Source organism: Caulobacter sp. GW821-FHT09H08 (assembly GCF_059415885.1).
In genome coordinates, this window is the sequence record NZ_JBWKOC010000004.1 from 667,678 (window position 1) to 690,445 (window position 22,768).

Annotated in this window: 19 protein-coding genes and 1 pseudogene; 11 read left to right on the plus strand and 9 right to left on the minus strand. The window is 68.1% G+C overall.

Going from position 1 to position 22,768, the window contains the following annotated elements:
• The first annotated feature begins 18 nt into the window (after positions 1–18).
• Positions 19–1,563, plus strand: coding sequence for a helicase HerA-like domain-containing protein (locus tag AC07NN_RS17665; protein WP_494643746.1), 1,545 nt, complete (start codon positions 19–21; stop codon positions 1,561–1,563).
• Here AC07NN_RS17665 and AC07NN_RS17670 read toward each other — a convergent pair.
• The 3 genes from AC07NN_RS17670 to galE form a co-directional block, all read right to left on the minus strand.
• A complete protein-coding gene (locus AC07NN_RS17670; protein ID WP_494643748.1) occupies positions 1,541–3,931 on the minus strand; it encodes an ATP-binding protein in 2,391 nt (796 codons plus the stop codon). The two genes, AC07NN_RS17665 and AC07NN_RS17670, sit on opposite strands and share 23 nt — an antisense overlap.
• Before the next feature lie 117 nt (positions 3,932–4,048).
• The gene (locus AC07NN_RS17675) at positions 4,049–6,496 is read right to left on the minus strand and encodes a bifunctional diguanylate cyclase/phosphodiesterase (RefSeq protein ID WP_494644036.1); all 2,448 of its coding nucleotides are present in this window, start codon (positions 6,494–6,496) and stop codon (positions 4,049–4,051) included.
• 107 nt (positions 6,497–6,603) lie between these two features.
• On the minus strand, positions 6,604–7,587 hold the full coding sequence (gene galE / locus AC07NN_RS17680; RefSeq protein WP_494643751.1) for a UDP-glucose 4-epimerase GalE: 984 nt from the start codon (positions 7,585–7,587) through the stop codon (positions 6,604–6,606).
• 180 nt (positions 7,588–7,767) lie between these two features.
• Between galE and AC07NN_RS17685 the strand changes: the two genes are divergently transcribed.
• Positions 7,768–9,075 carry a UDP-glucose dehydrogenase family protein gene (locus AC07NN_RS17685; protein WP_494643753.1) on the plus strand — a complete coding sequence of 436 codons (1,308 nt, stop codon included), beginning with the start codon at positions 7,768–7,770 and terminating at the stop codon, positions 9,073–9,075.
• A 4-nt stretch (positions 9,076–9,079) separates the two neighbouring features.
• A complete protein-coding gene (locus tag AC07NN_RS17690) occupies positions 9,080–10,051 on the plus strand; it encodes an NAD-dependent epimerase/dehydratase family protein (RefSeq protein ID WP_494643755.1) in 972 nt (323 codons plus the stop codon).
• Here AC07NN_RS17690 and AC07NN_RS17695 read toward each other — a convergent pair.
• The 4 genes from AC07NN_RS17695 to AC07NN_RS17710 all read right to left on the minus strand — a co-directional run bounded on the left by AC07NN_RS17695 (position 10,039) and on the right by AC07NN_RS17710 (position 13,912).
• Positions 10,039–10,935, minus strand: a complete 897-nt coding sequence (locus tag AC07NN_RS17695; protein WP_494643757.1) for a DMT family transporter — start codon at positions 10,933–10,935, stop codon at positions 10,039–10,041. The two genes, AC07NN_RS17690 and AC07NN_RS17695, sit on opposite strands and share 13 nt — an antisense overlap.
• The gene (locus tag AC07NN_RS17700) at positions 10,932–11,822 is read right to left on the minus strand and encodes an SDR family NAD(P)-dependent oxidoreductase (protein WP_494643759.1); all 891 of its coding nucleotides are present in this window, start codon (positions 11,820–11,822) and stop codon (positions 10,932–10,934) included. The genes AC07NN_RS17695 and AC07NN_RS17700 overlap by 4 nt, the downstream gene beginning before the upstream one ends.
• Before the next feature lie 88 nt (positions 11,823–11,910).
• Entirely contained in the window at positions 11,911–12,822 is a 912-nt protein-coding gene (locus tag AC07NN_RS17705) for a WecB/TagA/CpsF family glycosyltransferase (RefSeq protein WP_494643761.1), read from the minus strand.
• 91 nt (positions 12,823–12,913) lie between these two features.
• Positions 12,914–13,912, minus strand: a complete 999-nt coding sequence (locus tag AC07NN_RS17710; protein ID WP_494643764.1) for an NADPH:quinone oxidoreductase family protein — start codon at positions 13,910–13,912, stop codon at positions 12,914–12,916.
• 72 nt (positions 13,913–13,984) lie between these two features.
• Here AC07NN_RS17710 and AC07NN_RS17715 point away from each other — a divergent pair, with 72 nt between their 5' ends.
• On the plus strand, positions 13,985–14,863 hold the full coding sequence (locus AC07NN_RS17715; RefSeq protein WP_494643766.1) for an isoaspartyl peptidase/L-asparaginase family protein: 879 nt from the start codon (positions 13,985–13,987) through the stop codon (positions 14,861–14,863).
• Here AC07NN_RS17715 and AC07NN_RS17720 read toward each other — a convergent pair.
• Positions 14,847–14,957: pseudogene (locus AC07NN_RS17720) on the minus strand (hypothetical protein); the annotation flags it as partial. The gene AC07NN_RS17715 and the pseudogene AC07NN_RS17720 sit on opposite strands and share 17 nt — an antisense overlap.
• A gap of 94 nt (positions 14,958–15,051) precedes the next feature.
• Here AC07NN_RS17720 and AC07NN_RS17725 point away from each other — a divergent pair.
• From AC07NN_RS17725 to AC07NN_RS17735, 3 genes are all read left to right on the plus strand, one after another.
• Positions 15,052–16,710 (plus strand): lysine--tRNA ligase, encoded by a 1,659-nt coding sequence (locus AC07NN_RS17725; RefSeq protein WP_494643768.1) that lies wholly within the window; start codon positions 15,052–15,054, stop codon positions 16,708–16,710.
• Between the two features lie 69 nt (positions 16,711–16,779).
• Positions 16,780–17,616 carry a hypothetical protein gene (locus tag AC07NN_RS17730; protein WP_494643772.1) on the plus strand — a complete coding sequence of 279 codons (837 nt, stop codon included), beginning with the start codon at positions 16,780–16,782 and terminating at the stop codon, positions 17,614–17,616.
• A gap of 135 nt (positions 17,617–17,751) precedes the next feature.
• Positions 17,752–17,961, plus strand: coding sequence for a hypothetical protein (locus AC07NN_RS17735; protein ID WP_494643777.1), 210 nt, complete (start codon positions 17,752–17,754; stop codon positions 17,959–17,961).
• A 14-nt stretch (positions 17,962–17,975) separates the two neighbouring features.
• Here AC07NN_RS17735 and AC07NN_RS17740 read toward each other — a convergent pair whose 3' ends face one another.
• Entirely contained in the window at positions 17,976–18,635 is a 660-nt protein-coding gene (locus tag AC07NN_RS17740) for a S24 family peptidase (protein WP_494643781.1), read from the minus strand.
• 193 nt (positions 18,636–18,828) lie between these two features.
• Between AC07NN_RS17740 and AC07NN_RS17745 the strand changes: the two genes are divergently transcribed.
• The 4 genes from AC07NN_RS17745 (at position 18,829) to AC07NN_RS17760 (ending at position 22,757) form a co-directional block, all read left to right on the plus strand.
• Complete coding sequence (locus AC07NN_RS17745; protein WP_494643783.1) at positions 18,829–19,308, plus strand: MerR family transcriptional regulator; 480 nt, start codon at positions 18,829–18,831, stop codon at positions 19,306–19,308.
• A gap of 97 nt (positions 19,309–19,405) precedes the next feature.
• The gene (locus AC07NN_RS17750) at positions 19,406–21,199 is read left to right on the plus strand and encodes an acyl-CoA dehydrogenase C-terminal domain-containing protein (RefSeq protein WP_494643785.1); all 1,794 of its coding nucleotides are present in this window, start codon (positions 19,406–19,408) and stop codon (positions 21,197–21,199) included.
• A gap of 2 nt (positions 21,200–21,201) precedes the next feature.
• Positions 21,202–22,365 carry an acyl-CoA dehydrogenase family protein gene (locus tag AC07NN_RS17755; RefSeq protein ID WP_494643789.1) on the plus strand — a complete coding sequence of 388 codons (1,164 nt, stop codon included), beginning with the start codon at positions 21,202–21,204 and terminating at the stop codon, positions 22,363–22,365.
• Between the two features lie 23 nt (positions 22,366–22,388).
• Positions 22,389–22,757 (plus strand): hypothetical protein, encoded by a 369-nt coding sequence (locus tag AC07NN_RS17760; protein ID WP_494644039.1) that lies wholly within the window; start codon positions 22,389–22,391, stop codon positions 22,755–22,757.
• Positions 22,758–22,768 lie beyond the last annotated feature (11 nt).

Below are 22,768 nucleotides of genomic sequence, written 5' to 3' on the forward strand. Positions count from 1 at the left end.
CCAAGGAGTATTGCCCCCATGTCGCTGTCGATTGGCGAGAACGAGATCCTGGTCGGACTCGGCGAAGGTCCCGTGACACAGAGGCTCGACCGCTCCAACCGCCACGGCGTGGTGGCCGGCGCGACTGGCACCGGCAAGACGGTGACCCTGCAGGTGATGGCCCAGGCGTTCTCGGACGCGGGCGTGCCGGTCTTCGCCGCCGACGTGAAGGGCGACCTCTCGGGCGTCGCCATGCCCGGGACGCCGAACGAGAAGATGCTGACCCGCGCCGCGTCAATGGAGCTGGCCCTGTCGCCGGCCGCCCCGCCGGTGATGTTCTGGGACCTGTTCGGCCAGAAGGGTCACCCGATCCGCACCACCATCTCCGAGATGGGCCCGCTGCTGCTGTCGCGCCTGCTGGAGCTGAACGACGTGCAGGAGGGCGTGCTGACCATCGCCTTCCACGTCGCCGACAAGGACGGCCTGCTGCTGCTGGATCTGAAGGACCTGCAGGCGGCGCTGAAATACGTGGCCGACCACGCCGACGACATCGGCACCCAGTACGGCAATGTCGCGCCCGCCACGGTCGGCGCCATCCAGCGCAAGCTGCTGACCCTGCAGACCCAAGGCGCTGAGAACTTCTTCGGCGAGCCGGCGCTGGACCTCTCGGACCTGATGCGCACCGACGCGGCGGGGCGCGGCTACGTCAACCTGCTGGCCGCCGACCGCCTGATCCAGTCGCCCAAGCTCTATTCGACCTTCCTGCTGTGGCTGCTCTCGGAGCTGTTCGAGGTGCTGCCGGAAGTGGGCGATCCGGAAAAGCCGAAGCTGGTGTTCTTCTTCGACGAGGCCCACCTCCTCTTCAACGACGCGCCCAAGCCGCTGCTGGAGAAGATCGAGCAGGTCGTGCGCCTGATCCGCTCCAAGGGCGTGGGCATCTATTTCGTCACCCAGAACCCGGCCGATATCCCCGACGCGGTGCTGGGCCAGCTTGGCGCCCGCGTGCAGCACGCCTTGCGCGCCTACACCCCGGCCGACCAGAAGGGCCTGAAGGCCGCCGCCCAGTCGTTCCGGGTCAATCCCAGCTTCGACACCGCCGAGACCATCCAGGCCCTGGGCGTCGGCGAGGCCCTGGTCTCGACCCTCGACGAGAAGGGCGCGCCGCGTGTGGTTCAGAAGACCTTGATCCGACCGCCCGCCTCGCGCCTGGGCCCCTGCACGCCCGAGGAGCGCACGGCCATCCAGGGCAAGAGCCCAGTGAAGGGCCAGTACGACACCGCCGTCGACCGCGACTCCGCCTACGAGATCCTGCAAGGTCGCGCCCAGAAAGCCCAGCATGAGGCCGAGGAGGCGCGCGAGCAGGCCGAGGAAGACAAGCGCGAGGCCGCCGAGGCCAAGGTTCGCGAACGCGAGGAAGCCGCGGCCGCCCGCGCCAGCCGGCCCCGCGCCTCGGGCCGCCAGACCATGACCGAGGCCTTCGCCACCACCCTGGTCCGCACCGTCGCCTCGACGGCCGGGCGCGAGCTGATGCGCGGCTTGCTGGGCGGCCTGCTCGGCGGGTCTACGGGCCGGCGGCGGCGCTGACGCCGCGCCTGGGCGCTCGCTTCCGTTTCGGGGCGGGCGGCTCACGCGCGGCCAGCAGGGCCGAGGCGATGTCGGCCAGCTGATCCACCTGGAACGGCTTGCGCAGCACCGGCCAGGGCAAGTCGGCCGGCGCGACGTCCATGCGGTCGCCGGCATAGCCGGTGGTCAGCAGCACGGCCATGTCCGGACGATTGGCCGAGACCGACCGCGCCAGGTCCACGCCGCTGATGCCGCCGGGCATGACCACGTCGGACATCAGGAGGTCGAAGGCCACGCCTTCCTCCAGCGCCTCCAGGGCCGAGGCCCCGTTCTCGGCGGTGGTTACCTCGCAGCCCAGGTCGCGCAGCAGGCCGTCAGCGATCTCGCGCACGGCCGCGTCGTCCTCGACCAGCAGAACCCGCACGCCCTTCAGCCGATTTCGCGACGAGGTGCCGACCCCTTTCACCGCTGGGGTGGCGGGCTCGTCGGTGGCCGGCAGGTAGAGGGCGACCGTCGTGCCTCGGTCCTCGACGCTGTCGATGCTGACCCCGCCGCCGCACTGGCGCAGGAAACCATAGACCTGGGCCAGACCCAGGCCTGTCCCCTTGCCCACTTCCTTGGTCGTGAAGAACGGCTCGAACACGCGGGCCAGCACCTCGGGCGGCATGCCCGTGCCGGTGTCGCTGACCGCGACGCGGACATAGTCGCCGGCGACGGTGTCGGTCACCTCGCCCTCGGCCAGGACCACGGGCTGGACCGCGATGGCGATCTCGCCGCCGGTCGAGGTGGCGTCGGCGGCGTTGACGACCAGATTCAGCAGGGCCGCTTCCAGCTGGGCCGCATCGACCCGTGAGCGCCCGCCGTCTCCGTCGCGCCGGACCGTCAGGACCATGGCCTCGCCGACCGCGCGCCGCAGCAGCGGCTCGGCCTGGTCCAGCAGGGCCGCCACGTCGACCACCTCCAGCTTCAGTTCCTGGTTCCGCGAGAAGGCCAGCAACTGCCGGGTCAGGCGCTCGCCGCGCTGGCCGGCGGCCAGGGCCGCCTCCGCCAGGCGCTTGACCCGAGGCCCGTCCTCCGGTCGGCGCAGGATCATGTCCAGGCCGCCGACGATCACGGTCAGCAGGTTGTTGAAATCATGCGCCACCCCGCCGGTCAGCCGGCCGACGGTCTCCAGCCGCTGGGCCTGGGCCAGGGCGGCCTGGGCGATGGCCGTCTCGGCCATGCTGGTCTCGAGGGCGGCGGTGCGCTCGGCGACCCGGGCTTCCAGATCCTTGCGGGCCTCGACCGTCTCGGTGAAATCGAAGCAGCTGCCGATATAGCCGCGATACTCGCCGGACTCGTCGAAGCGCGGCGCGCCGACGCTGTTGATCCAGCGCCAGGCGCCGTCGGCCCGCTGCATCCGGAACGCGACATTGAAGGGCTCGCGCTTGACCGAGGCCTTGTCGGCCGCCTCCAGGCCCGCCTGGCGGTCATGCGGATGCACGCCGCTGATCCAGCCCGCCCCCAGTTCCTCCTCCAGGGTCTTGCCCCGGAAGTTCAGCCAGGCCTGGTTGAACCAGTCGGCCTGGCCCCGCGCCGAGGTCGCCCAGATCAGCACCGGCGCCGAATTGGCCATGCTGCGGAACAGCTCCTCGCTGCTGCGCAAGGCGGCGGCCGCGCGGCGCTCCTGGGTCACGTCCCGGAAGGTCAGGGCCAGGTCGCCGCCCAGCCGCACGCCGCTGGAGCGGATCATCCGCTCCTCGCCATGGATCGTCCTCGGCACGTCGATGTCATCAGGGCCGCCGGTCTGGAGCAGGCGCAGCAGACGATCGACCATCGAACGACCCATCGCGTCGGGATAGACGTCCAGGATTCTTCGCCCGACCATGGTGGACACTCCAGCCGGTCGCATCGAGTCGGCCTGGGGGTTCACGTAGGTCCAGCGGAAGTCGACGATCTTCCCGCCCTCACGGACGGGCTCCATGATCACGAAGGCGTCTAGGGACACCTCCTGGGCGGACCGGAACCGCTCCTCGGCGGAAAGGCCACGGCGAACCGCCGTGCGCATCGCCTCGACCAGCACGACGATCAGGCCGCCACACAGCAGGAACATGGTCAGCTGCACGCTCTCGCGCGCCGGCAAGGTCCAATTCCCGTCGACCGACATCCAGAATCGCCAAGCGATCCCGCCGCTTAGCGCCACGGCCAACAGGCCCGGCCCCAGGCCGCCGACCATGGCCGCGACCAGCACGGCCACGAAGAAGGTGGGGAAGTTCAGCGGGACATCGGTCAGGAGAAAGGCCGCCATGCGGGCGGCCAGCGCCAGCAGCACGACGAGGACCGCGAAGCCGTAGCGCAGTTCGCGCCGGTCGGCCGCCGTCACGAACTTGATCGCGGTCCGTCCCAGCACGCTCTGCCTGTTCCCGCCCTGCTGACGCCCGGCGGAGCCCATAGCTCCGCTCGGTTACCGCCTAACGCCCCATGGAATACGCAGTTCCGGGCGGTGCGCAACCAGCGGCTGAACGGATCAGGCCGAGCGTTTGGCCTTGGTCGACGACCCGACGATCGCCTCGACGGCGCCCGCGCTGGCCATGGTCCAGGCGTCGAGGGAGTCCACCGGCGTCGGACGGCCGATGGCGTAGCCCTGCAGCTCCGCGCAGTCCTCGCCGCGCAGGAACACGATCTGCTCCTGCGTCTCCACGCCCTCGGCCACGACCGGAATCTCCAGGCTGCGGCCCAGGCCCAGGACGGCGCGCACGATGACGGTGGCGCGGTCGTGGCGATGGATGTTCTCGACGAAGCTCTTGTCGATCTTGATCTTGTCGAACGGGAACGACTGCAGGGTCGACAGCGACGAGAAGCCGGTGCCGAAGTCGTCCATGGCGATCCGCACGCCCAGGGCCTTCAGGCGGCGCAGGTTGTCCAGCGCGCGCTGATAGTCCTTGAACAGGGCGCTCTCGGTGATCTCCAGCTCCAGGCGCGAGGGCGACAGGCCGGTGGTGATCAGCACCTCGTGCACCAGGCTCGGCAGGGCCGGGTTGTGCAGCTGGATCGGCGAGAGGTTCACCGCGATGCGCAGCGGCTTCTCCCACGAGGCGGCGTCCGCGCAGGCGCGGCGCAGGACCCAGTCGCCCAGGGCGCCGATCAGGCCGTTCTCTTCGGCGACGGGAATGAATTCCAGCGGCGGGATCATGCCGCGCGTCGGGTGTTTCCAGCGGACCAGGGCCTCGAAGCCGCAGACCTCGCCGTCGGCCGCGCGGGCCAGCGGCTGGTAGTGGACCACCAGCTCTTCGTCGGTAATGCCCTGGCGCAGATCGCGGGCTAGGTTGCGGCGCTCGCGGATGCTGTCATCCATCTCGCGCTTGAAGAAGCGATAGACGCCGCGACCGCTTTCCTTGGCGCGGTACAGCGCCATGTCGGCATTGGCCATCAGGGCCTCGGCCGTGCGGCCGTCGTCCGGATAGAGGCTAACGCCGAGGCTGGAGCCCAGGGCCAGTTCCTGGCCGTCGAACGGCACCGGCACCGACAGCATCTCGATCAGCCGGCCCGACAGCTCGGCGGCCGCGGTGGGCTGATCGCCGCCGGCCACCTGGACCACGATGAACTCGTCGCCGCCCAGACGCGCGGCGAAGGACGGGGCCTGGACCACCGACTGCAGGCGGCGGGCGGTCTCGACCAAGATCGAGTCGCCGGCGTGGTGGCCGTGCTGGTCGTTGGCTTCCTTGAAGTGGTCGAGGTCGATGCAGATGACCGACAGGCTCTCGCCCGAGGCCTCGACGCGCTCGAGGGCGGCGGCCAAGCGGGCTTGCAGCGAGTTGCGGTTCGGCAGGCCGGTCAGGCCGTCGTGTTCGGCGAGGTAGCGGATCTTCTCCTCGGCGGCGCGACGCTCGCGCAGGTCGCGAACGGCCAGGACGGTCAGGCCCGAGGTCTCGATGCGCGCGCCGTCGTCCATCAGGCGCGAGAACACCTCGACCGGGATTTCGCGACCGCCGGCGACCGGCTGCACCTTGCCTTCGCGGCGGACGCCCTCGCGGGTGGGGCCGGCTTCGTCGAAGGTCAGGATCGAGCCGACCAGGGGACGGCCGACCAGTTCCGACAGCTCCGCGCCGACCAACTCGCAGAAGGCGGCGTTGGCGTCGTTGATCTTGCCCGACTGGACCACGACCAGACCTTCGTAGGCGGCGTTGGCCAGGCGGCGGATACGTTCGAGCGCCGAGCGCGAGGTTTGGGATTCGATAGCGACGGCGCCGAGGCCGCCCAGGATGATCATGCCGGTGATCGACACCACCGCCAGGGTCAGCATGGCGCCCGACAGCAGCTGCTCCGGCACGGCGATGCCGGCGTCGGGAACAATGGTGATCGCCGACATGCCGGTGAAGTGCAGGGCGACGATGCCCAGGCACAGCAGGCCGCCGCCGATCGCCTGGCGCTTCATGGTGCGGGCCGTGCCCGCGCTCACCAGGGCGGCGGTCGCGCCGGCGACGCCGAGGATGGCCGAAAGGCCGACCGTGGCGTGTTCCCAGACCAGGTGGCCCTGGGTCACGAAGGCCGACATGCCGGTGTAGTGCATGGCCGCGACGCCGAGGCCCAGCAGGACGCCGCCCGCGAAGTCGTTGGTCGTCGTGCGCTGGGCCGAGGCGACGGCGAAGCCGCTGGCCATGAACAGGGCCGCGATCATCAGCGACAGCAGGGTGCCGGTCGGACTGTAGCCGGTCTTCAGACCGGGCGTATAGGCGACCATGGCGATGAAGTGGGTGGCCCAGACGCTGGAGCCGGCGACGAGGCCGGTGAGCAGCAGCCAGGCGGCGCGCACGACGCCCCGGGCGCCACGCATCCGCGAGTAGAGGCGGAAGGTCGTGAAGCAGCCGGCGATACAGACAAGGCCGGCGACAAGCACCAGGCGCAGGTCATGCTCCGTCGTCAGGCAGGTCAAAAACTTGAGCACGCACGCCCCCCAAGGGTCACATCCCCTCAGAGCTACAGCGAGAGTTGCAAATAAAGCGTTTCACATAACGCGTTCGCGACATAACGCCCGATGCGGCAGGGCATCGCGGGTATTTTTCCTCCTGGAAAACCGCCCGCTCAGCGAACAACGGTCGCCTGGGCGCTGTGCCAGCGCCAGGCGCTGGACAGGATGGCGTCCAGATCGCGGGACGGATTCCAGCCCAGTTCGGCCCGCGCCCTGGCGTTGTCGGCGACCAGCATCGGAGCGTCGCCGGCGCGGCGCGGGGCCATCCGGACAGGCAACGGCGCGCCCGCCGCGCGGCCGACGCCATCGACCAGCTCGCGCACCGTCACGCCCGTGCCGCTGCCCAGGTTGAAGGATTCCGAGGCGCCCCCGGCCAGGAGCCGCTTCAAGGCCGAGACGTGGGCGTCGGCCAGGTCCAGCACGTGGACGTAGTCGCGCACCGCCGTGCCGTCGCGGGTCTCGTAGTCGTCGCCGAAGATCGTGAATTCCGGCCGCTGGCCCAGGGCGACCTGGATCGCCAGCGGAATGGCGTGGGTCTCGGGCTCGTGCCATTCGCCGATCCGCCCCTCGGGATCAGCGCCGGCGGCGTTGAAATAGCGCAGCACCGTACTCCGGAAGCCGACATAGCGGTCGTAGTCGGCCAAGGCCTGCTCGACCATCAGCTTGCTGCGGCCGTACGGGTTCAGCGGCGCCTGCGGGTGATCCTCGGCCATCGGCATCCGCACGGGATCGCCGAACGTGGCGCAGGTCGAGGAGAAGACCAGGGCGTTGACCCCGGCCCGCCGCGCGGCCTCGATCAAGGTGATCGCCCCCCCGACATTGACGTCGAAGAAGGACCCCGGATCCTTCACCGACTCCCCGACTTCGATGCGGGCGGCGAAGTGCAGGACGGCGACCGGTTGATGCGCGGCGAAGACGGCGTCCAGCCGCGCCGCGTCACGGATGTCGCCGACTTCCAGCGGACCCCATTGGACATGCTCGCGGTGACCGTTGGAGAGATCGTCGAACACGACGGGCCGGAAACCCGCCCGGGCCAGAGTCAGGCAGGCGTGCGAGCCGACATATCCGGCCCCACCGGTCACCAGTACGGTTTGCATTCACGTTCCTTCGCCAGGGCCCTTGGCTATCGGGTTTGCGGCCAGCTTGAAAGCCGATCCTGAGGGTCATCAAGATGTCACGGCCCTGAGCATTTTAGGCGCGCGGCTTGCCTCGGCGCCGTGATTGCTGGATTAGGCGGGAAGCGTCGTACGAGGCGGCGCCCCTTTCAGGAAGCTTCGATGCGCGTAGCGATGATTGGCACGGGTTATGTGGGTCTGGTGTCGGGGGCGTGCTTCGCCGACTTCGGCCACGTGGTGACGTGCATCGACAAGGATCCGTCCAAGATCGAGCGCCTGGAGAAGGGCGAGATCCCGATCTTCGAACCGGGCCTGGAAGACCTGGTGGCGCGCAACGTGCGCGAAGGCCGCCTGTTCTTCACCCTGGAAGGCGCCGAAGCGATCAAGAACGCCGACGCCATCTTCATCGCCGTGGGCACCCCGACCCGTCGCGGTGACGGTCATGCGGACCTCTCCTACGTCTACGCCGCCGCCGAGGAGATCGCCGGCCTGATCGACGGCTTCACCGTCATCGTCACCAAATCGACCGTGCCGGTCGGCACCGGCGACGAGGTCGAGGCCATCATCAAGAAGGTTCGCCCCGACGCCCAGTTCGCAGTGGTCTCCAACCCCGAATTCCTGCGCGAAGGCGCGGCGATCGAGGACTTCAAGCGTCCCGACCGCGTGGTCGTCGGCACCGACGACGAGCGCGCACAAGCGGTGATGCGCGAGCTCTATCGTCCGCTGTTCCTGAACGAGACCCCGATCGTCTTCACCGGCCGCCGCACCAGCGAGTTGATCAAGTACGCGGCCAACGCCTTCCTGGCGATGAAGATCACCTTCATCAACGAGATGGCCGATCTCTGCGAAGTGGTCGGCGCCGACGTCCAGCAGGTCGCCAAGGGCATCGGCCTGGACAAGCGCATCGGCGGCAAGTTCCTGAACGCCGGCCCGGGCTATGGCGGCTCGTGCTTCCCGAAAGACACCATCGCCTTGGTCAAGACCGCCCAGGACTACGGCGCGCCGACCCGGCTGATCGAGACCACGGTCGAGGTCAACGACGCCCGCAAGAAGGCCATGGCCACCAAGATCGCCAAGGCCATGCAGCTGGACGACCTGACCGGTCGGACGATCGGCGTGCTGGGCCTGACCTTCAAGCCCAATACCGACGACATGCGCGACGCCCCCAGCCTGGACATCGTCCCGGCTCTGCAGGAACTGGGCGCCAAGGTTCAGGCCTTCGACCCCGAAGGCCGCCACGAAGCCGAGAAGCTGCTGCCGGGCATCGCGTTCAAGAACGGCGCCTATGACGCCGCCGAGGGCGCCGACGCCCTGGTGATCCTGACCGAGTGGGACCAGTTCCGGGCTCTGGATCTGGACCGCCTGAAGCTGCTGATGAACGCCCCGATCGTGGTCGACCTGCGCAATGTCTACAAGCCCAGCGAAATGGTCCGCCACGGCTTCACCTACGCTTCGATCGGTCGGAACTAGGGTTATGACGACTCCGGTCATCGTCACGGGTGCGGCGGGCTTCATCGGCATGCACGTGGCCGAACGCCTGCTGGATCGCGGCGAGACGGTGATCGGGATCGACGTCTTCAACGCCTACTACGATCCTGCGCTGAAAGCGGCGCGGGCGGCGCGGCTGGAAGGCCGCGACGGCTTCCGCATGGTGCGGATGGACATCGCCGAGCACGAGGCGCTGGCCGAGCTGGTCAAGAGCTCCGGCGCCAAGCGGGTGGTGCACCTGGCCGCCCAGGCCGGGGTCCGCTACTCGATCGAGAACCCCTTCGCCTACGAGCGCAGCAACCTGGCCGGCCACCTCGCCGTGCTGGAGGCCTGCCGCCACGCCGGGGTCGAGCATCTGGTCTATGCTTCATCGTCCAGCGTCTATGGCGACCGGCCGCTGAACGGCGACGGCTTCCGCGAGACCGATCCGGCCAACGAGCCGGTGTCTCTCTACGCCGCCACCAAGCGGTCGTGCGAGATGCTCAGCCAGAGCTATGCGGCGTTGTATGGCTTCCCGATGTCGGGCCTGCGGTTCTTCACCGTCTATGGCCCGTGGGGCCGGCCGGACATGGCCTATTACGGCTTCACCGAGAAGATGCTGAAGGGCGAGCCGATCGAGGTCTATGGCGAGGGCGAAATGGCCCGCGACTTCACCTTCATCGACGACATCGTCGACGGCATCCTGGGTGTGCTGGACCATCCGTCGGCGGCCGGCGGTCACGAGATCTACAACATCGGCGACAACGATCCCGTCGGGCTGATGGAGATGATCGAGACGCTGGAAACCGCGCTCGGGATCGAGGCCGACAAGGTCATGCGGCCGATGCAGCCGGGCGACGTCACCGCCACCTTCGCCAATATCGACAAGCTGAACGCCCTGTGCGGCTACAAGCCCAAGGTCAAGCTGGCCGAGGGCCTGGCGCGCTTCGTGGAATGGCGCCGAGCCTATTCGGGCTGAAGCAGCGTCGCGCGCTGGGCCAGCTGGTGCTCGCGCCACGAGATGAACAGGGTCGAGAGCACCACGATCGCCGCCCCGACCAGGGTCGCCGTGTGCGGGACCTCGTGGAACAGCAGGAACCCCGCCCCGACCGCGAAGACCAGCCGCGTATAGTCGATCGGGGCCATGACCGCCGCCTCGCCCTGCTCCATGCCCTTGATGTAGGCCCCTTGGGTGAGGGTGCCGATCACGCCCATCGCCGCCAGCAGGCCAAGGTCCGGCCAGGTCGGCCAGCGCCAGACGAACAGCGCCGGCGGGAGGGCGAAGACCAGGCCCAGCACGGCCGCATAGACCAGCAGCACGAACGGACTGTGGTCGCGGGTCATGACCTTCATGCCGGTGATGGTCAGGGCGAACAGGAAGGCCGAGATCAGGGCGCAGGCCTGCGGCCAGCCGATCCAGGCGCCCATTCCGCCTGACCCGGGTCGCAGCATGATCAGGACGCCGACGAAGCCGACCAGGGCCGCGCCGATCCGCAAGGGCCCGATCGGCTCGCGCAGGACGAAGGCGGCCAGCGGGACCAGCCACAGCGTCCGGGTGAACGACAGGGCGTTGGCATCGGCCAGGGGCAGTTTCTGGTAGGCGTAGAAGCCCATGATCAGCGCGATGACCCCAGCGCTGGACCGGAAGATCAGGATACCCGGCCGCGTGGTCCGGAACGCGCCGCGCCAGTCACGGGCGATCAGCGGCAGGAGCACGATCACCCCCGCCAGCTGCCGGTAGAAGGTCTGGAGCGCGGCCGGATAGCCGGGCCCCAGGAACTTGATCAGGGTGGTCATCACCGTGAAGCCGACCGCCGAGGCCAGCATCCACAGCGCGCCGCGCAGGTTGGGCGTCAGGGTCACCCGGCCGCGCCGGAGGCGATCAAGGCGGCCCGCATCTGCTCGGCCTGCTCAGGCGTGATGCCCATGGCCGCCAGCAGCGGCGAAGGTGCGGTGCGGTCCCAGGCGTGGCGCGGGCCGACCGTGATGCCGCCGTCGACGACGATGTGCGTGCCGGTGACGAACTGGGAGTCGTCGCTGGCCAGGTAGAGGGCGGCGGCGGCGATGTCCTCAGGCAAGCCAGACTTGGGGATCGGCTGGATCTTGGGACCGACCGAGGCGATCTGGGCGGCCATCTGGTCGGCGACCTCGCGCGGCAGACCCATCGAGGCCCCGAAGATCGAGGTGGCGATCAGGCCGGGGCAGATGGCGTTGACCCGGATCTTCAGCGGCGACAGCTCGGCCGCCGCGCAACGGCTCATATGGATCACCGCCGATTTGGCGGCCGAATAGGCCAGCGGCCCGAAGCCCGCCTGCAGACCGGCGATGGAGGCGGTGTTGATGATCGAGCCGCCGCCGCGCTTCAGCATCAGCGGCAGGGCGTGCTTCATGCCGATGGCCGGACCACGCACCAGCAGGGCGAAGGTCTTGTCCCAGCCGTCGACGGTCAGTTCCTCGACCCCGGCGGGCGTGCCGCCGTGGCCGGCGTTGTTGAACAGGATGTCCAGGCCGCCGAAGCTGCTCTCGGCCAGAGCCATGGTCTTGGCCAGGTCATCCTCGGAGGTGACGTCGCAGCGCGAGAAGCGGACCTTGTCGGGGAAACGCTTCTCCAGCATCTCGCCCTTTTCGTCCTGCAGGTCGGCGGCGATCACGCACGCCCCCTCGGCCACGAACAGCTCGACCGCGCCGAGCCCGATACCCGAGCAGCCCCCGGTGACGACGGCGACCTTGCCGTCCAGACGTCCGACCATTGGAATTCCCTCCGCGTCCCCGACCTCTTCTTGGGTCAGTGATCAATGATCATATTCACGGAGCAAACAGGTGTTGGCTAGTGGCCCTTTAGAGCCCCTTGGCGATTTCCTGGCGGATGCGCTCCCAGCGCTCGGCCTCGGCCTTGCGAGGGTCGGGCTGGGTCAGGCGGCGGACGACGTCGCCCATCGCCGGACCGATCAGGAACCACGGCTCGACGCAGTAGCGGGTGAACAGGCGCTTGGGGTCGGCGGTCAGGCGGAACAGCCACTCGACGCCCATCCGGCCCATCCAGCGCGGCGCGGCCTTCTGGACGCCGGCCTCGTAGTCGAAGGCCCCGCCGACGGTGAAGGTCACGGCCGGACCGAAGTCCTTGTGGTTCTCCAGCGTCCAGATCTCCTGGCGCGGCATGCCCATGCCGACCAGCACGATGTCCGGCTGGTAGGCCTGGATCTGGGCGATCACCGCCGAGTTCTGCGCCGAGCGGTGCGTGGCGTCGAAATAGCCGTTGTGGCTGGCGACCCGGACGGCCGGGAAGTCCTGCTTGATGCGCTCGATGGCCTTCTCGGCCACACCAGGCGCGCCGCCGACGAAGAAGACCTTCCAGGCCTTCTCGGTGGCCAGGGCCCAGAAGGCGTCGCGCCAGTCCAGATAGGTGCAGCGGTGGAACGACCGGCTGGAACGCCCCGTCAGCCGCGCCCACAGGATCACCGGCGTCGAGTCGACCTCGATCAGGTCCGAGGCCTCGTAGAAGGCGCGGATCTTCTCGTCCTTGCGGACCAAGTAGAGGCTGTGGAGGTTGTGGTTGGCGACGATCGCGCCCTGCCCGGCCTCCAGCTTGCCCTGCACGAAGTGGAAGACTTCCTCGGGACGCACCAGGTCCATGACCGCGCCCAACACCTGGACGCGTTCTTCCGGCCGCCGCTTAAGGCGATAGGGGCGGCGGACCGGGGCGGGGGCGGCCGCCTCGATAGGATCGCTCTCTTCCAGTCGGACGTACATCGCCGCGGAGTCTCCCGTTCTCGGGCGCACTCTCGCGGAAATGTCGTCAGAGCTTCGCTAAGAAGGATGCTTAGCGAAACCTCACCAACGGTCAGTCGGTGGTGATCACGACCTTGCCCATGGCCTTGCGGCTGGCGAGGTGAGCGATGGCTTCGCCAGCGCGGGCCAGGGGGAAGCGCTCCGACACGAACGGCTTGATCTTGCCGGCCGCGTAGAGGTCCATCAGCTCCTTGAGGTTCTGGGCGTGGCCCTTGGGATCGCGCGCCACCGCCGCGCCCCAGAACACCCCGACGATGTCGCAGGACTTCAGCAGGGTCAGGTTCAGCGGGATCTTCGGGATGCCCGACGGGAAGCCGATGACCAGGAAACGGCCGTTCCAGCCGGCGGCGCGGATGGTGGCTTCCGAATAGTCGCCGCCGACCGCGTCATAGGCCACGTCCCAGCCGTTCGAGCCGCAGGCGCCCTTGATCAGGCCGGCCAGTTCCTTCTGGCCGTCCTTGTCGAACGGGCCGCGCGGATAGACGACCCCGCTGTCGGCGCCGTGCTTGATGGCCAGATCGATCTTCTCCTGGCTGGAGGCGGCGGCGATCACCTTGGCGCCCATGGCCTTGCCCAGCTCGACGGCGGCCAGGCCCACGCCCCCGGCGGCGCCCAGCACCAGCAGGGTCTCGCCGGCCTTCAACACGCCGCGATCCTTCAGAGCGTAGTACGAGGTGCCGTAGGTCAGGACGAAGGCGGCGGCCTCGTCGAAGGGCATGTTGTCGGGGATGTGCGTGCAGCGCTGCTCTTCCAGCGCCAGCTTCTCGGCGTAGCCGCCCCAGCCGGTCGAGGCCAGGACGCGGTCGCCGACCTTGAAGCGGCTGACGCCCTCGCCGACCGCCGAGATCACGCCCGACACTTCGCCACCGGGGGCGAACGGACGCGTCGGCTTGAACTGGTACTTGTCCTCGATGATCAGGACGTCGGGGTAGTTCACCCCGCATGCCTTGACGTCGATCAGCACCTGGCCGGGACCGGCGACGGGATCGGGCAGCTCCTCCAGCACCAGGGTCTCGGGACCGCCGACTTCCTTGCTGAGCACTGCCTTCATGATCGCCTCTCCCAGGAACTTTCGTTATGACGCGCGGGACGCTAGCGCAGGGCGTCCGAGCGGGAAAGCAGAATGTCAAACAAACGTTTTAGTCTCGCCTTGCACGGCGGCGCCGGCGCCAAGGTCGGCCACGACTACAGCGTCGAGATCGCCCACATGCGCGGGCTGGTCGAGGCGGCCCGCGAGCGATTGGCGGCGGGCGCTGCCGCCTTGGACGTCGCGGTCGAAACCGTGGTCGCCCTGGAGGCCAGCGGCCTCTACATCGCCGGCAAGGGCGCCTCGCCCAATGCCGAGGGCGAGTACGAACTGGACGCCAGCCTGATGTGCGGCCCCACCCTACGCGCCGGCTCAGTCGCCGCGCTGCAAGGCTTCAAGAGCCCGATCCTAGCCGCCCGTGCGGTGATGGAGCAGACCCCGCACGTGATGCTGGCCGGCCAGGGCGCCATCGACTTCGCCCGCGACCAGGGGCTGGAGACGGTCGAGGACCCGCAAGCCTGGTTCACCCACGCCGGCGCCTTCGAGGACAACCATCCGCCGGACGCCCTGCCGACCGGCACTGTCGGCTGCGTGGTTCGCGACAGTGAAGGGCGCTTGGCCGCCGCCACTTCTACGGCCGGGGTGTTCGGCAAGCGGCCGGGCCGGGTCGGCGACAGTCCGATCATCGGCGCCGGCGCCTGGGCCGACGGCTTCGCGGCCGTCTCCTGCACCGGCCAGGGCGAATACTTCATCCGCACCGCCGTCGCCGCCCAGATCGCCCACCGCGTCCGCTTCGGCGGCGAGAGCCTGGCCAGCGCGGCGCAAGCGGCGATCCAGGGCGTGGCGGACCTCGGCGGGCATGGTGGGCTGATCTCCGTGGACCGGGACGGCAATGTCGCGATGCCATTCGCCTCGAGCGGGCTGAAGCGCGCCGCGCTGATGCTGGACGGGACGATCGTTAGCGAGGCGTTCTAGTCCGCACTTGCCCCCTCCGCGCTTCGCGCTCCTCCCCCGGAGGGGGAAGAAGGTTCTTCTGCCCCTCTCGGGGGCGGACGACCTGCGCAGCAGGTCAGGTGGGGGCCTGCGGCGTTGGCTGTCGCTTCATAAGCCTATGCGACACCCCTGCCCTAGCCCTCTGACGCTCCAGCGTTTATACGCCCCGCATGTTTGAAGGCCTCTCCCCCCTCGCCCGCGAAGCTCGCTCCTGGCCGTTCGAGCAGGCGCGCGCCACCATCGCCCGCGTCCTGCGCGTGCGCCTCCCCGACCGCGCCGACCAGGAAGCCGCGAAGACCCTGATCGACGCCGGCAAGGCTGACGAGGCGGTGAAAGCCTATCCGGCGCTGGCCAAGGCCGTGATCTTCGAGACCGGCTATGGTCCGTCGGGCCTGCCGCACCTGGGCACGTTCGGGGAAGTGGCGCGCACGACCATGGTGCGCCAGGCGTTCCGCGCGCTGGTCGACGACCATATCCCGACCCGCCTGATCGCCTTCAGCGACGACATGGACGGCCTGCGCAAGGTTCCCGACAACATCGAGAACAAGCAGCCGCTGATCGAAGACCTGGGCAAGCCGCTGACGGTCGTCCGCGACCCGTTCGGCACCCACGACAGCTTCGGCGCCCACAACAACGCCCGCCTGCGCGCGTTCCTGGACGGCTTCGGCTTCGAGTACGAATTCGTCAGCTCGACCGACTGCTACAAGGGCGGCCTGTTCGACGCGACCCTGCTGACCGCCCTGGAGCGCTTCGACGCCATCCAGAAGGTCATGCTGCCAACCCTGGGCGAAGAGCGCCGCGCGACCTATTCGCCGTTCCTCCCGGTCAGCCCGACCACCGGCAAGGTGCTGCAGGTGCCGACCCTGGAGCGCAACGTCGAGAAGGGCACGATCGTCTTCGAGGACGAGGACGGCTCGCGCGTCGAGGTCCCGGTCACCGGCGGCCACGTGAAGATGCAATGGAAGCCCGACTGGGCCATGCGTTGGACCGCGCTGGGCGTCGACTACGAGATGTCGGGCAAGGACCTGATCGACTCGGTCAAGGCCTCGGGCGCGATCTGCAAGGCCCTGGGTGGCGTGCCGCCGGAAGGCTTCAACTACGAGCTCTTCTTGGACGAGAACAACCAGAAGATCTCCAAGTCCAAGGGTAACGGTTTGTCGATGGAGGACTGGCTGCGCTACGGCGCGCCGGAGAGCCTGTCGTACTACATGTTCCAGAGCCCCAAGTCGGCCAAGAAGCTCTATTTCGACGTCATTCCCAAGGCGACAGACGAATATCTGCAGCAGCTGGACGCCTATCAGCGCCAGGAGCCGGCCAAGCAGCTGGACAATCCGGTGTGGCACATCCACTCGGGCCGTCCGCCGCAATACGGCTCGCCGGTGTCGTTCAGCCTGATGCTGAACCTGGTGTCGGCCGCCGACGCCTCGACCAAGGAAATCCTCTGGGGCTTCCTGTCGCGCTACATCCCGGGCGCTTCGCCCGAGAGCCAGCCGCTGCTGGACCGCCTGGCCGGCTACGCGATCAACTACTACGAAGACTTCGTCAAACCGACCAAGACCTTCCGCGCCCCGACCGACCAGGAGCGCGCCGCCATGCTGGACCTGCTGGCCAAGCTGAAGGCCATGCCGGCCGACGCCCCGGACGCCGAGCTGATCCAGAACGAGGTGTTCGAGGTCGGCAAGACCCACGGTTTCGACCCGCTGCGCGCCTGGTTCCAGGCCCTGTACGAAGTGCTGCTGGGCCAGAGCCAGGGCCCGCGCTTCGGCTCCTTCGCGGCGATCTTCGGGATCGACCGGACGATCGCGCTGATTGAGGAAAAGTTGGGTTGAGGGCGGTTTACAGCTTTCGGCTGATCTAGAAACTCCCCCGAGGCGCGTCGCCGCTTCGGGGGATTTTCTTTGCTCGCTCTCTTCGCGGCTGCCGCCGTCATGGCGCAGGCCGAGCTTCCGCCGTCCGAGATCAAGGCCTGTCTCGGCGTCGATAAGGCCTATGCCGATTGGGCCGCCATCGTTCGCGAAAAGGCCGTGCTCTCGGCCGACGCCTGGAAGGACGCTTGCCGCCAGGCGCGGGGCGCCAATGAGCGCCGCCGCTCGTTGCAGAACGCGGTCCTGGCGACCGGCGCCTCTCCGATGGAAGGCTACAGTCCGACCCTGCGCTTCGCCCAAGCCTACAAGATCTCGACCCATGCGGATGTGGCCGAACTGCTGCGCCGCGCGACAGAGGACAGCGTGCTACGCGGCAGCCTGAGCACCACCAATCCCAAGGGACCCGCGCGCGGCCTCTCGCCCTTGGCCAGGCAACTCTATGATGGAGCGCTGGCGGTCGAGATCGTCGTGAGCGACGCCGGCAACACGCTTTGGCTCAAGAACACGGTCAAGCGGCGAGGCTGGTTCAAGATCCGACAAGACGGCGCCGACGCCAACTACGCGGCCAGCCTGATCCTGCAGCACGCCGACGAAGACCTGGCGTTCAAACGGGACATGCTGACCTTGCTCGAGCCGCTGGCGCTGGACGGCGACACGACGAAGGCGTTCTTCACCCAGGCCTATGATCGGTGGGCGGCCGCCGCGCATCAGCCCCAACGTTTCGGCCTGCAGGGCGCCTGCAAGTCAAAGGGCGTCTGGGCGCCGCTTCCTCTGGAAGATCCCGAACATGTCGAAGACCTGCGCCAGCGATTTGGCATGAAGACGACGTTCGCCGACCACGTCGTTCAAATGAGCGCCCGCTGCCCATGAGCAGGGGCTGGCGCGCCCTGCGACACCATGTCCGCATGCATGAACGAAGTCTGAATTGGCGGTTAAGGGTCCGCCCACCTTTCGGAGTCTAATCTGGAACCATCAGAACCAAGATTAGTCATCAAGGTTACTCCAATGGCTTCGTTCACCCTCCGCCCCACCGACCGTCAGGAGTTCGACTCTCTGCTCGGCGGTATCGTCCAGCAGTTCCCCGACGCCCACGTCGAGGCCGCGCACAACGACACCTGGGCTTCCTACCGCCTCGACGTGTCGTGCGATGACCCGGCGGCCGGTCCGCTGATCGCCTGGCTGCTCGACACCCACGCCGGCTGCCCGCGCACCTGATCCCTCGGGTCGGCCTACTGGCTGACCCAGACGATCCGCGCGATCCAGGCGACATCGTCCCGCGATAGCAGACGGTCGTCGCCGGTTCTGCCTTCCAGCTGGACCAGCTCGATGGTCCGGGCCGTGACCCGGCCAAGCTCGCTGACCAGCACCTCGCCCGCATTCGTCCGCGCCACCACCCGGTCACCCTTGCGGGGCGAGGCAGTGGGCGAGACCAGCAGGCGATCGCCGTCGCGATAGACCGGGGCCAGGCTGTCCCCCGACACCTCGAGAGCGAACAGGCCCTCGCCCATGTCCGGCGCGGCGACCTCGTCCCAGCCGGCGCCGACCGGCATCCCCGCCTCGTCGAAGAAACCGTCCTGACCCGCCTGGGAAAGGCCGATCAGCGGCGCGCCCCGCCGTTGCCCCGGCAGAGCCGGCGCGCGGACCGGCGCGTGCTCGGTCAGGGCCGCGAATTCCGAGAAATTGACACCGGTCGCTTCCAGCAGCTTGGCCAGGCTCTCCGTCGAGGGCCAGCGCGCATGGCCGCCGCCTTCGGACGAGCCACGCTTGGAGCGGTTGAAGCTGGTGGGGTCCAGGCCCGCCATCCGGGCCATGGCCGACGGCGTCATGTCGAAACGCTCGGCCAGGGCGTCGATCGCCCGCCAGATTTCGCCGTGAGAGAGGGTCGCCAAGGGCGCCTCCTAAGCGTCTAGCCTTCCCTAGGAAAATACGCCCTCAACCTTAGGAAAGTAAACCTATGGCCGGCGATCTAGTTGACGTTTACGTAAGCGTTGACGGCCGCCCGATATCGGGTTTAGGGTGATCAACGATAACTAAGCGGCCCGGCCGCAGTAGCCAGGCCCTCTTCATTGGGAGGTTTCCATCATGGCCGACCTGCGACGCCCCGAGCGGACCTTTACGATCCGCCAGCTGTGCAACGAGTTCAAAGCCACGCCGCGCGCCCTGCGCTTCTACGAGGACAAGGGCCTGCTGAATCCAGCCCGCGAAGGGCTGAACCGCGTCTATTCCCACAAGGACCGCGTCCGCCTGCAGCTGATCCTGCGCGGCAAGCGCGTGGGCCTGTCGCTGACCGAGATCCGCGAACTGCTCGACCTCTATGACGAGAACGACGAGGGCGCGGCGCAGATGGCCCGCTCGCTGAAGAAGTTCCGCGAACGCGCCACGGCGCTGGAACAGCAGCGCGACGACATCGACAACGCCCTGATCGAGCTGCGCGAGGCGTGCGATCGCCTGGAGCGCCGCCTCGGCGAGATCCGTCCCGACCTGCTGCCCCGCGCGGCCGACTACGAGCAGGTGCTGCGCGCCCGCCTCGACGGTCACGCCGAAGCGATGCTCGGCAAGTAAGAGCTTCCAGAGCCGCCGGCTTCGCAAACGCCCGCCGGCGGTCGCCTACCCGTTCCCCTTCCCGATCCCTCTTCTAGTTCCCTGGCAGGACCGCCCCATGACCTATCAGCCGCCCGTTCGCGATCACGCCTTCATCCTGCGCGACGTGCTGAACATTGATCAGCACGGCGACCTGCCCGGTTTCTCGGACGCGCCGTTCGAGACGGTCGAGCAGATCCTGGAGGCCGCCGCCCAGTTCACCGGCGAGGTCCTGGCCCCGCTGAACACGGTCGGCGACAAGACCGGCTGCAAGCTGGACCCTGTCACCAACACGGTCACGACGCCGCCGGGCTTCAAGGACGCCTACAAGCAGCTGTGCGAAGGCGGCTGGACCGGCCTGGGTTCGGACCCGGCCTATGGCGGCCAGGGCCTGCCGCACGTCGTGAACCTGGCCTTCAGTGAGATGTCGAGCTCGGCCAACATGGCCTTCTCGATGTATCCGGGCCTGGCCCACGGCGCCTATTCGGCCATCCACACGGGCGGCTCGGACGCGCAGAAGCAGACCTTCCTGCCCAAGATGGTCACCGGCGAATGGACCGGCACCATGAACCTGACCGAGCCGCACTGCGGCACGGACCTGGGCTTGCTGCGCACCAAGGCGGTTCCGCAGGCCGACGGCAGCTACAAGATCACCGGCCAGAAGATCTGGATCTCGGCCGGCGAGCACGACATGGCCGACAACATCATCCACCTGGTTCTGGCCCGCATCGAGGGCGCCCCGGCCGGCGTGAAGGGCATCAGCCTGTTCATCGTGCCGAAGTTCTTCCCCAAGGAAGACGGCTCGGTCGGCGAGCGTAACCAGGGCGCCAAGTGCGTGGGCCTGGAAGAGAAGATGGGCATCCACGGCAACGCCACCTGCGTCATGCAGTACGACGAGGCCGAGGGCTATCTGATCGGCGAAGAGAACTCGGGCCTCAAGATCATGTTCGTCATGATGAACGAGGCCCGCCTGGGCGTCGGCATGCAGGGCGTGGCCCAGGGCGAAGCCGCCTACCAGGCCGCCGTCGCCTTCGCCAAGGACCGCATCCAGGGCCGTTCGCTGACGGGCCCGAAGAACGCCGACGGCCCGGCCGACCCGATCATCGTCCACCCGGACGTCCGCCGCATGCTGCTGGAGAGCAAGGCCCTGATCGAAGGCGGCCGCGCCTTCCTGTTCTGGACCGCCCTGCATGGCGACCTGGCCCACGTCCACCCGGACGAGAAGGTCCGCGAGAAGGCCAGCGACTACATGGGCCTGCTGACGCCGGTCCTGAAGGGCTATCTGACCGACAAGGGCTTCGAAGTCTGCTCGAACGCGGTGCAGGTGCACGGCGGCAGCGGCTTCACCGAGCACTTCCCGGTCAGCCAGTTCATGCGCGATTGCCGTATCGCCCTGATCTACGAAGGCACCAACGGCGTGCAGGCCCTTGACCTGGTCGGCCGCAAGCTGGCCGCCAAGGGCGGTCGCGCGGTCATGACCTTCTTCCAGGAGATCGACCAGTTCATCGGCGAGAACGACAGCGACGAGGCCCTGAAGCCCTACATCGAGGCGCTGTCGGGCGTGAAGGCCCAGCTGCAGGACGGCACCATGTGGCTGATGCAGAACGGCCTGCAGAACCCCGACAACGCCGGCGCGGCCTCGACCGACTACATGCACCTCTTCGGCCTGACGGGCCTGGCGTACATGTGGGCGCTGATGGCCAAGGCGGCCAACGCCAAGATCGCGGCCGGCTCGTCCGACCCGTTCTTCACCACCAAGCTGGTCACCGGCCGCTACTTCATCGAGCGCATCCTGCCTGACGCGGGCGCGCACCTGGCCAAGCTGAAGACCGGCTCGGCGACCCTGATGGCCCTGCCCGCGGAGGCTTTCTGATCATGAGCGTGCTCGCCGTCGAAAAGCCCGCCTTCATGGCCGAAGAGGACATCGCGATCTTCGAGGACGCGGTGGGCAAGTTCTTCGACGAGCACGCCCCCGAGGCGACCGTCGCCAAGTGGCGCAAGAACCACTGCGTCGATCGCGAGATGTGGAACAAGGCGGGTGAGGCGGGCTTGCTCGGCCTCTCCACGCCCGAGCAGTACGGCGGGGCCGGCGGCGACTATCGCCACGAAGTCGTGCTGATGGAGCAGCTGGGCAAGAAGGGCGTCGATGGCTTCGGCGCCAGCCTGCACAACGCCATCGTCATGCCGTACATCTTCCACTACGGCACCGAGGAGCAGAAGCAGCGCTGGCTGCCACGCTTGGCCACCGGCGAACTGGTCTCGGCCATCGCCATGACCGAGCCGGGCGCCGGCTCCGACCTTCAGGGCATCAAGACCACCGCCAAGAAGTCGGGCAACGGCTACGTCATCAACGGCTCCAAGACCTTCATCACCAATGGCCAGACGGCCAACCTGATCATCGTCGTCGCCAAGACCGACGCGACCGCCGGCGCGCGCGGCACCAGCCTGATGATCGTCGAAACCGACGGCGCTGAAGGTTTCGAGCGCGGCCGCAACCTCGACAAGCTGGGCCAGGAAGCCCAGGACACCTCGGAGCTGTTCTTCAACGACGTGAAGGTGCCGGCCGAGAACCTGCTGGGCACGGACGAGGGCCAGGGCTTCTTCCAGCTGATGGGCCAACTGCCGCAGGAGCGACTGAACATCGCCGTGCAAGGCATGGCGACCATCGAGCGCGCGCTGGAGCTGACCATCGACTACGTCAAGGACCGCAAGGCCTTCGGCAAGGCGATCATCGACTTCCAGAACACCCAGTTCGTCCTGGCCGAGTGCAAGACCGAGGCGACCATCGCCAAGGTCTTCGTAAACCACTGCATCGGCCAGCACCTGGAAGGGAAGCTGGACGCCGCCACGGCTTCGATGGCCAAGTACTGGGTGTCCGATCTGGAGGGCAAGATCGTCGACCGCTGCCTGCAGCTGTTCGGCGGCTATGGCTTCATGAACGAGTACCCGATCGCGCGCATGTACAAGGACAGCCGCATCCAGCGCATCTACGGCGGCACGAACGAGATCATGAAACTGCTGATCGCGAGGACGCTGTGATCGCTGCCGCTGCTCTCTCCCTCATCGCCTTCGCCGCGCAAGGCCCGGCCCAGGCCGCCAAGCCCGCTGATGACGCCCGCTCGGCTGTCGTCTGCGTGCGCGCGGCCCCGGGCCCGCGCGTCCTGACCTATTCCGGCGAACTGGTCGGCAAGCGCCCCCAGCCGGGCGCCTTCAAGCTACCGCTGCAGCCGGCCGGCAAGGACATCTGCAACACGCTGCTGCGCTCGAAGATCGCCGAGTGGAAGCTGGAGGTCACGACCTCGGGCTTCACGGCTTGCTCGCTGCCGCCACCCGAGTTCGGCAAGCGCCTCTACTACCGCGCCAAGGCCTCGGCCAGCGGCCTGAAGTGTGAGCCGATCGGCACATATCCGATCGGCAACTGGAAACCATAACGCGCCGGCTT

Bases quoted from the DNA above. Each gene is read 5' to 3' on its own strand.
- AC07NN_RS17665 (WP_494643746.1), top strand. From the start codon at position 19: ATGTCGCTGTCGATTGGCGAGAACGAGATCCTGGTCGGACTCGGCGAA.
- galE (WP_494643751.1), bottom strand. From the start codon at position 7,587: ATGCAAACCGTACTGGTGACCGGTGGGGCCGGATATGTCGGCTCGCAC.
- AC07NN_RS17685 (WP_494643753.1), top strand. From the start codon at position 7,768: ATGCGCGTAGCGATGATTGGCACGGGTTATGTGGGTCTGGTGTCGGGG.
- AC07NN_RS17690 (WP_494643755.1), top strand. From the start codon at position 9,080: ATGACGACTCCGGTCATCGTCACGGGTGCGGCGGGCTTCATCGGCATG.
- AC07NN_RS17700 (WP_494643759.1), bottom strand. From the start codon at position 11,822: ATGGTCGGACGTCTGGACGGCAAGGTCGCCGTCGTCACCGGGGGCTGC.
- AC07NN_RS17705 (WP_494643761.1), bottom strand. From the start codon at position 12,822: ATGTACGTCCGACTGGAAGAGAGCGATCCTATCGAGGCGGCCGCCCCC.
- AC07NN_RS17710 (WP_494643764.1), bottom strand. From the start codon at position 13,912: ATGAAGGCAGTGCTCAGCAAGGAAGTCGGCGGTCCCGAGACCCTGGTG.
- AC07NN_RS17715 (WP_494643766.1), top strand. From the start codon at position 13,985: ATGTCAAACAAACGTTTTAGTCTCGCCTTGCACGGCGGCGCCGGCGCC.
- AC07NN_RS17725 (WP_494643768.1), top strand. From the start codon at position 15,052: ATGTTTGAAGGCCTCTCCCCCCTCGCCCGCGAAGCTCGCTCCTGGCCG.
- AC07NN_RS17735 (WP_494643777.1), top strand. From the start codon at position 17,752: ATGGCTTCGTTCACCCTCCGCCCCACCGACCGTCAGGAGTTCGACTCT.
- AC07NN_RS17745 (WP_494643783.1), top strand. From the start codon at position 18,829: ATGGCCGACCTGCGACGCCCCGAGCGGACCTTTACGATCCGCCAGCTG.
- AC07NN_RS17750 (WP_494643785.1), top strand. From the start codon at position 19,406: ATGACCTATCAGCCGCCCGTTCGCGATCACGCCTTCATCCTGCGCGAC.
- AC07NN_RS17755 (WP_494643789.1), top strand. From the start codon at position 21,202: ATGAGCGTGCTCGCCGTCGAAAAGCCCGCCTTCATGGCCGAAGAGGAC.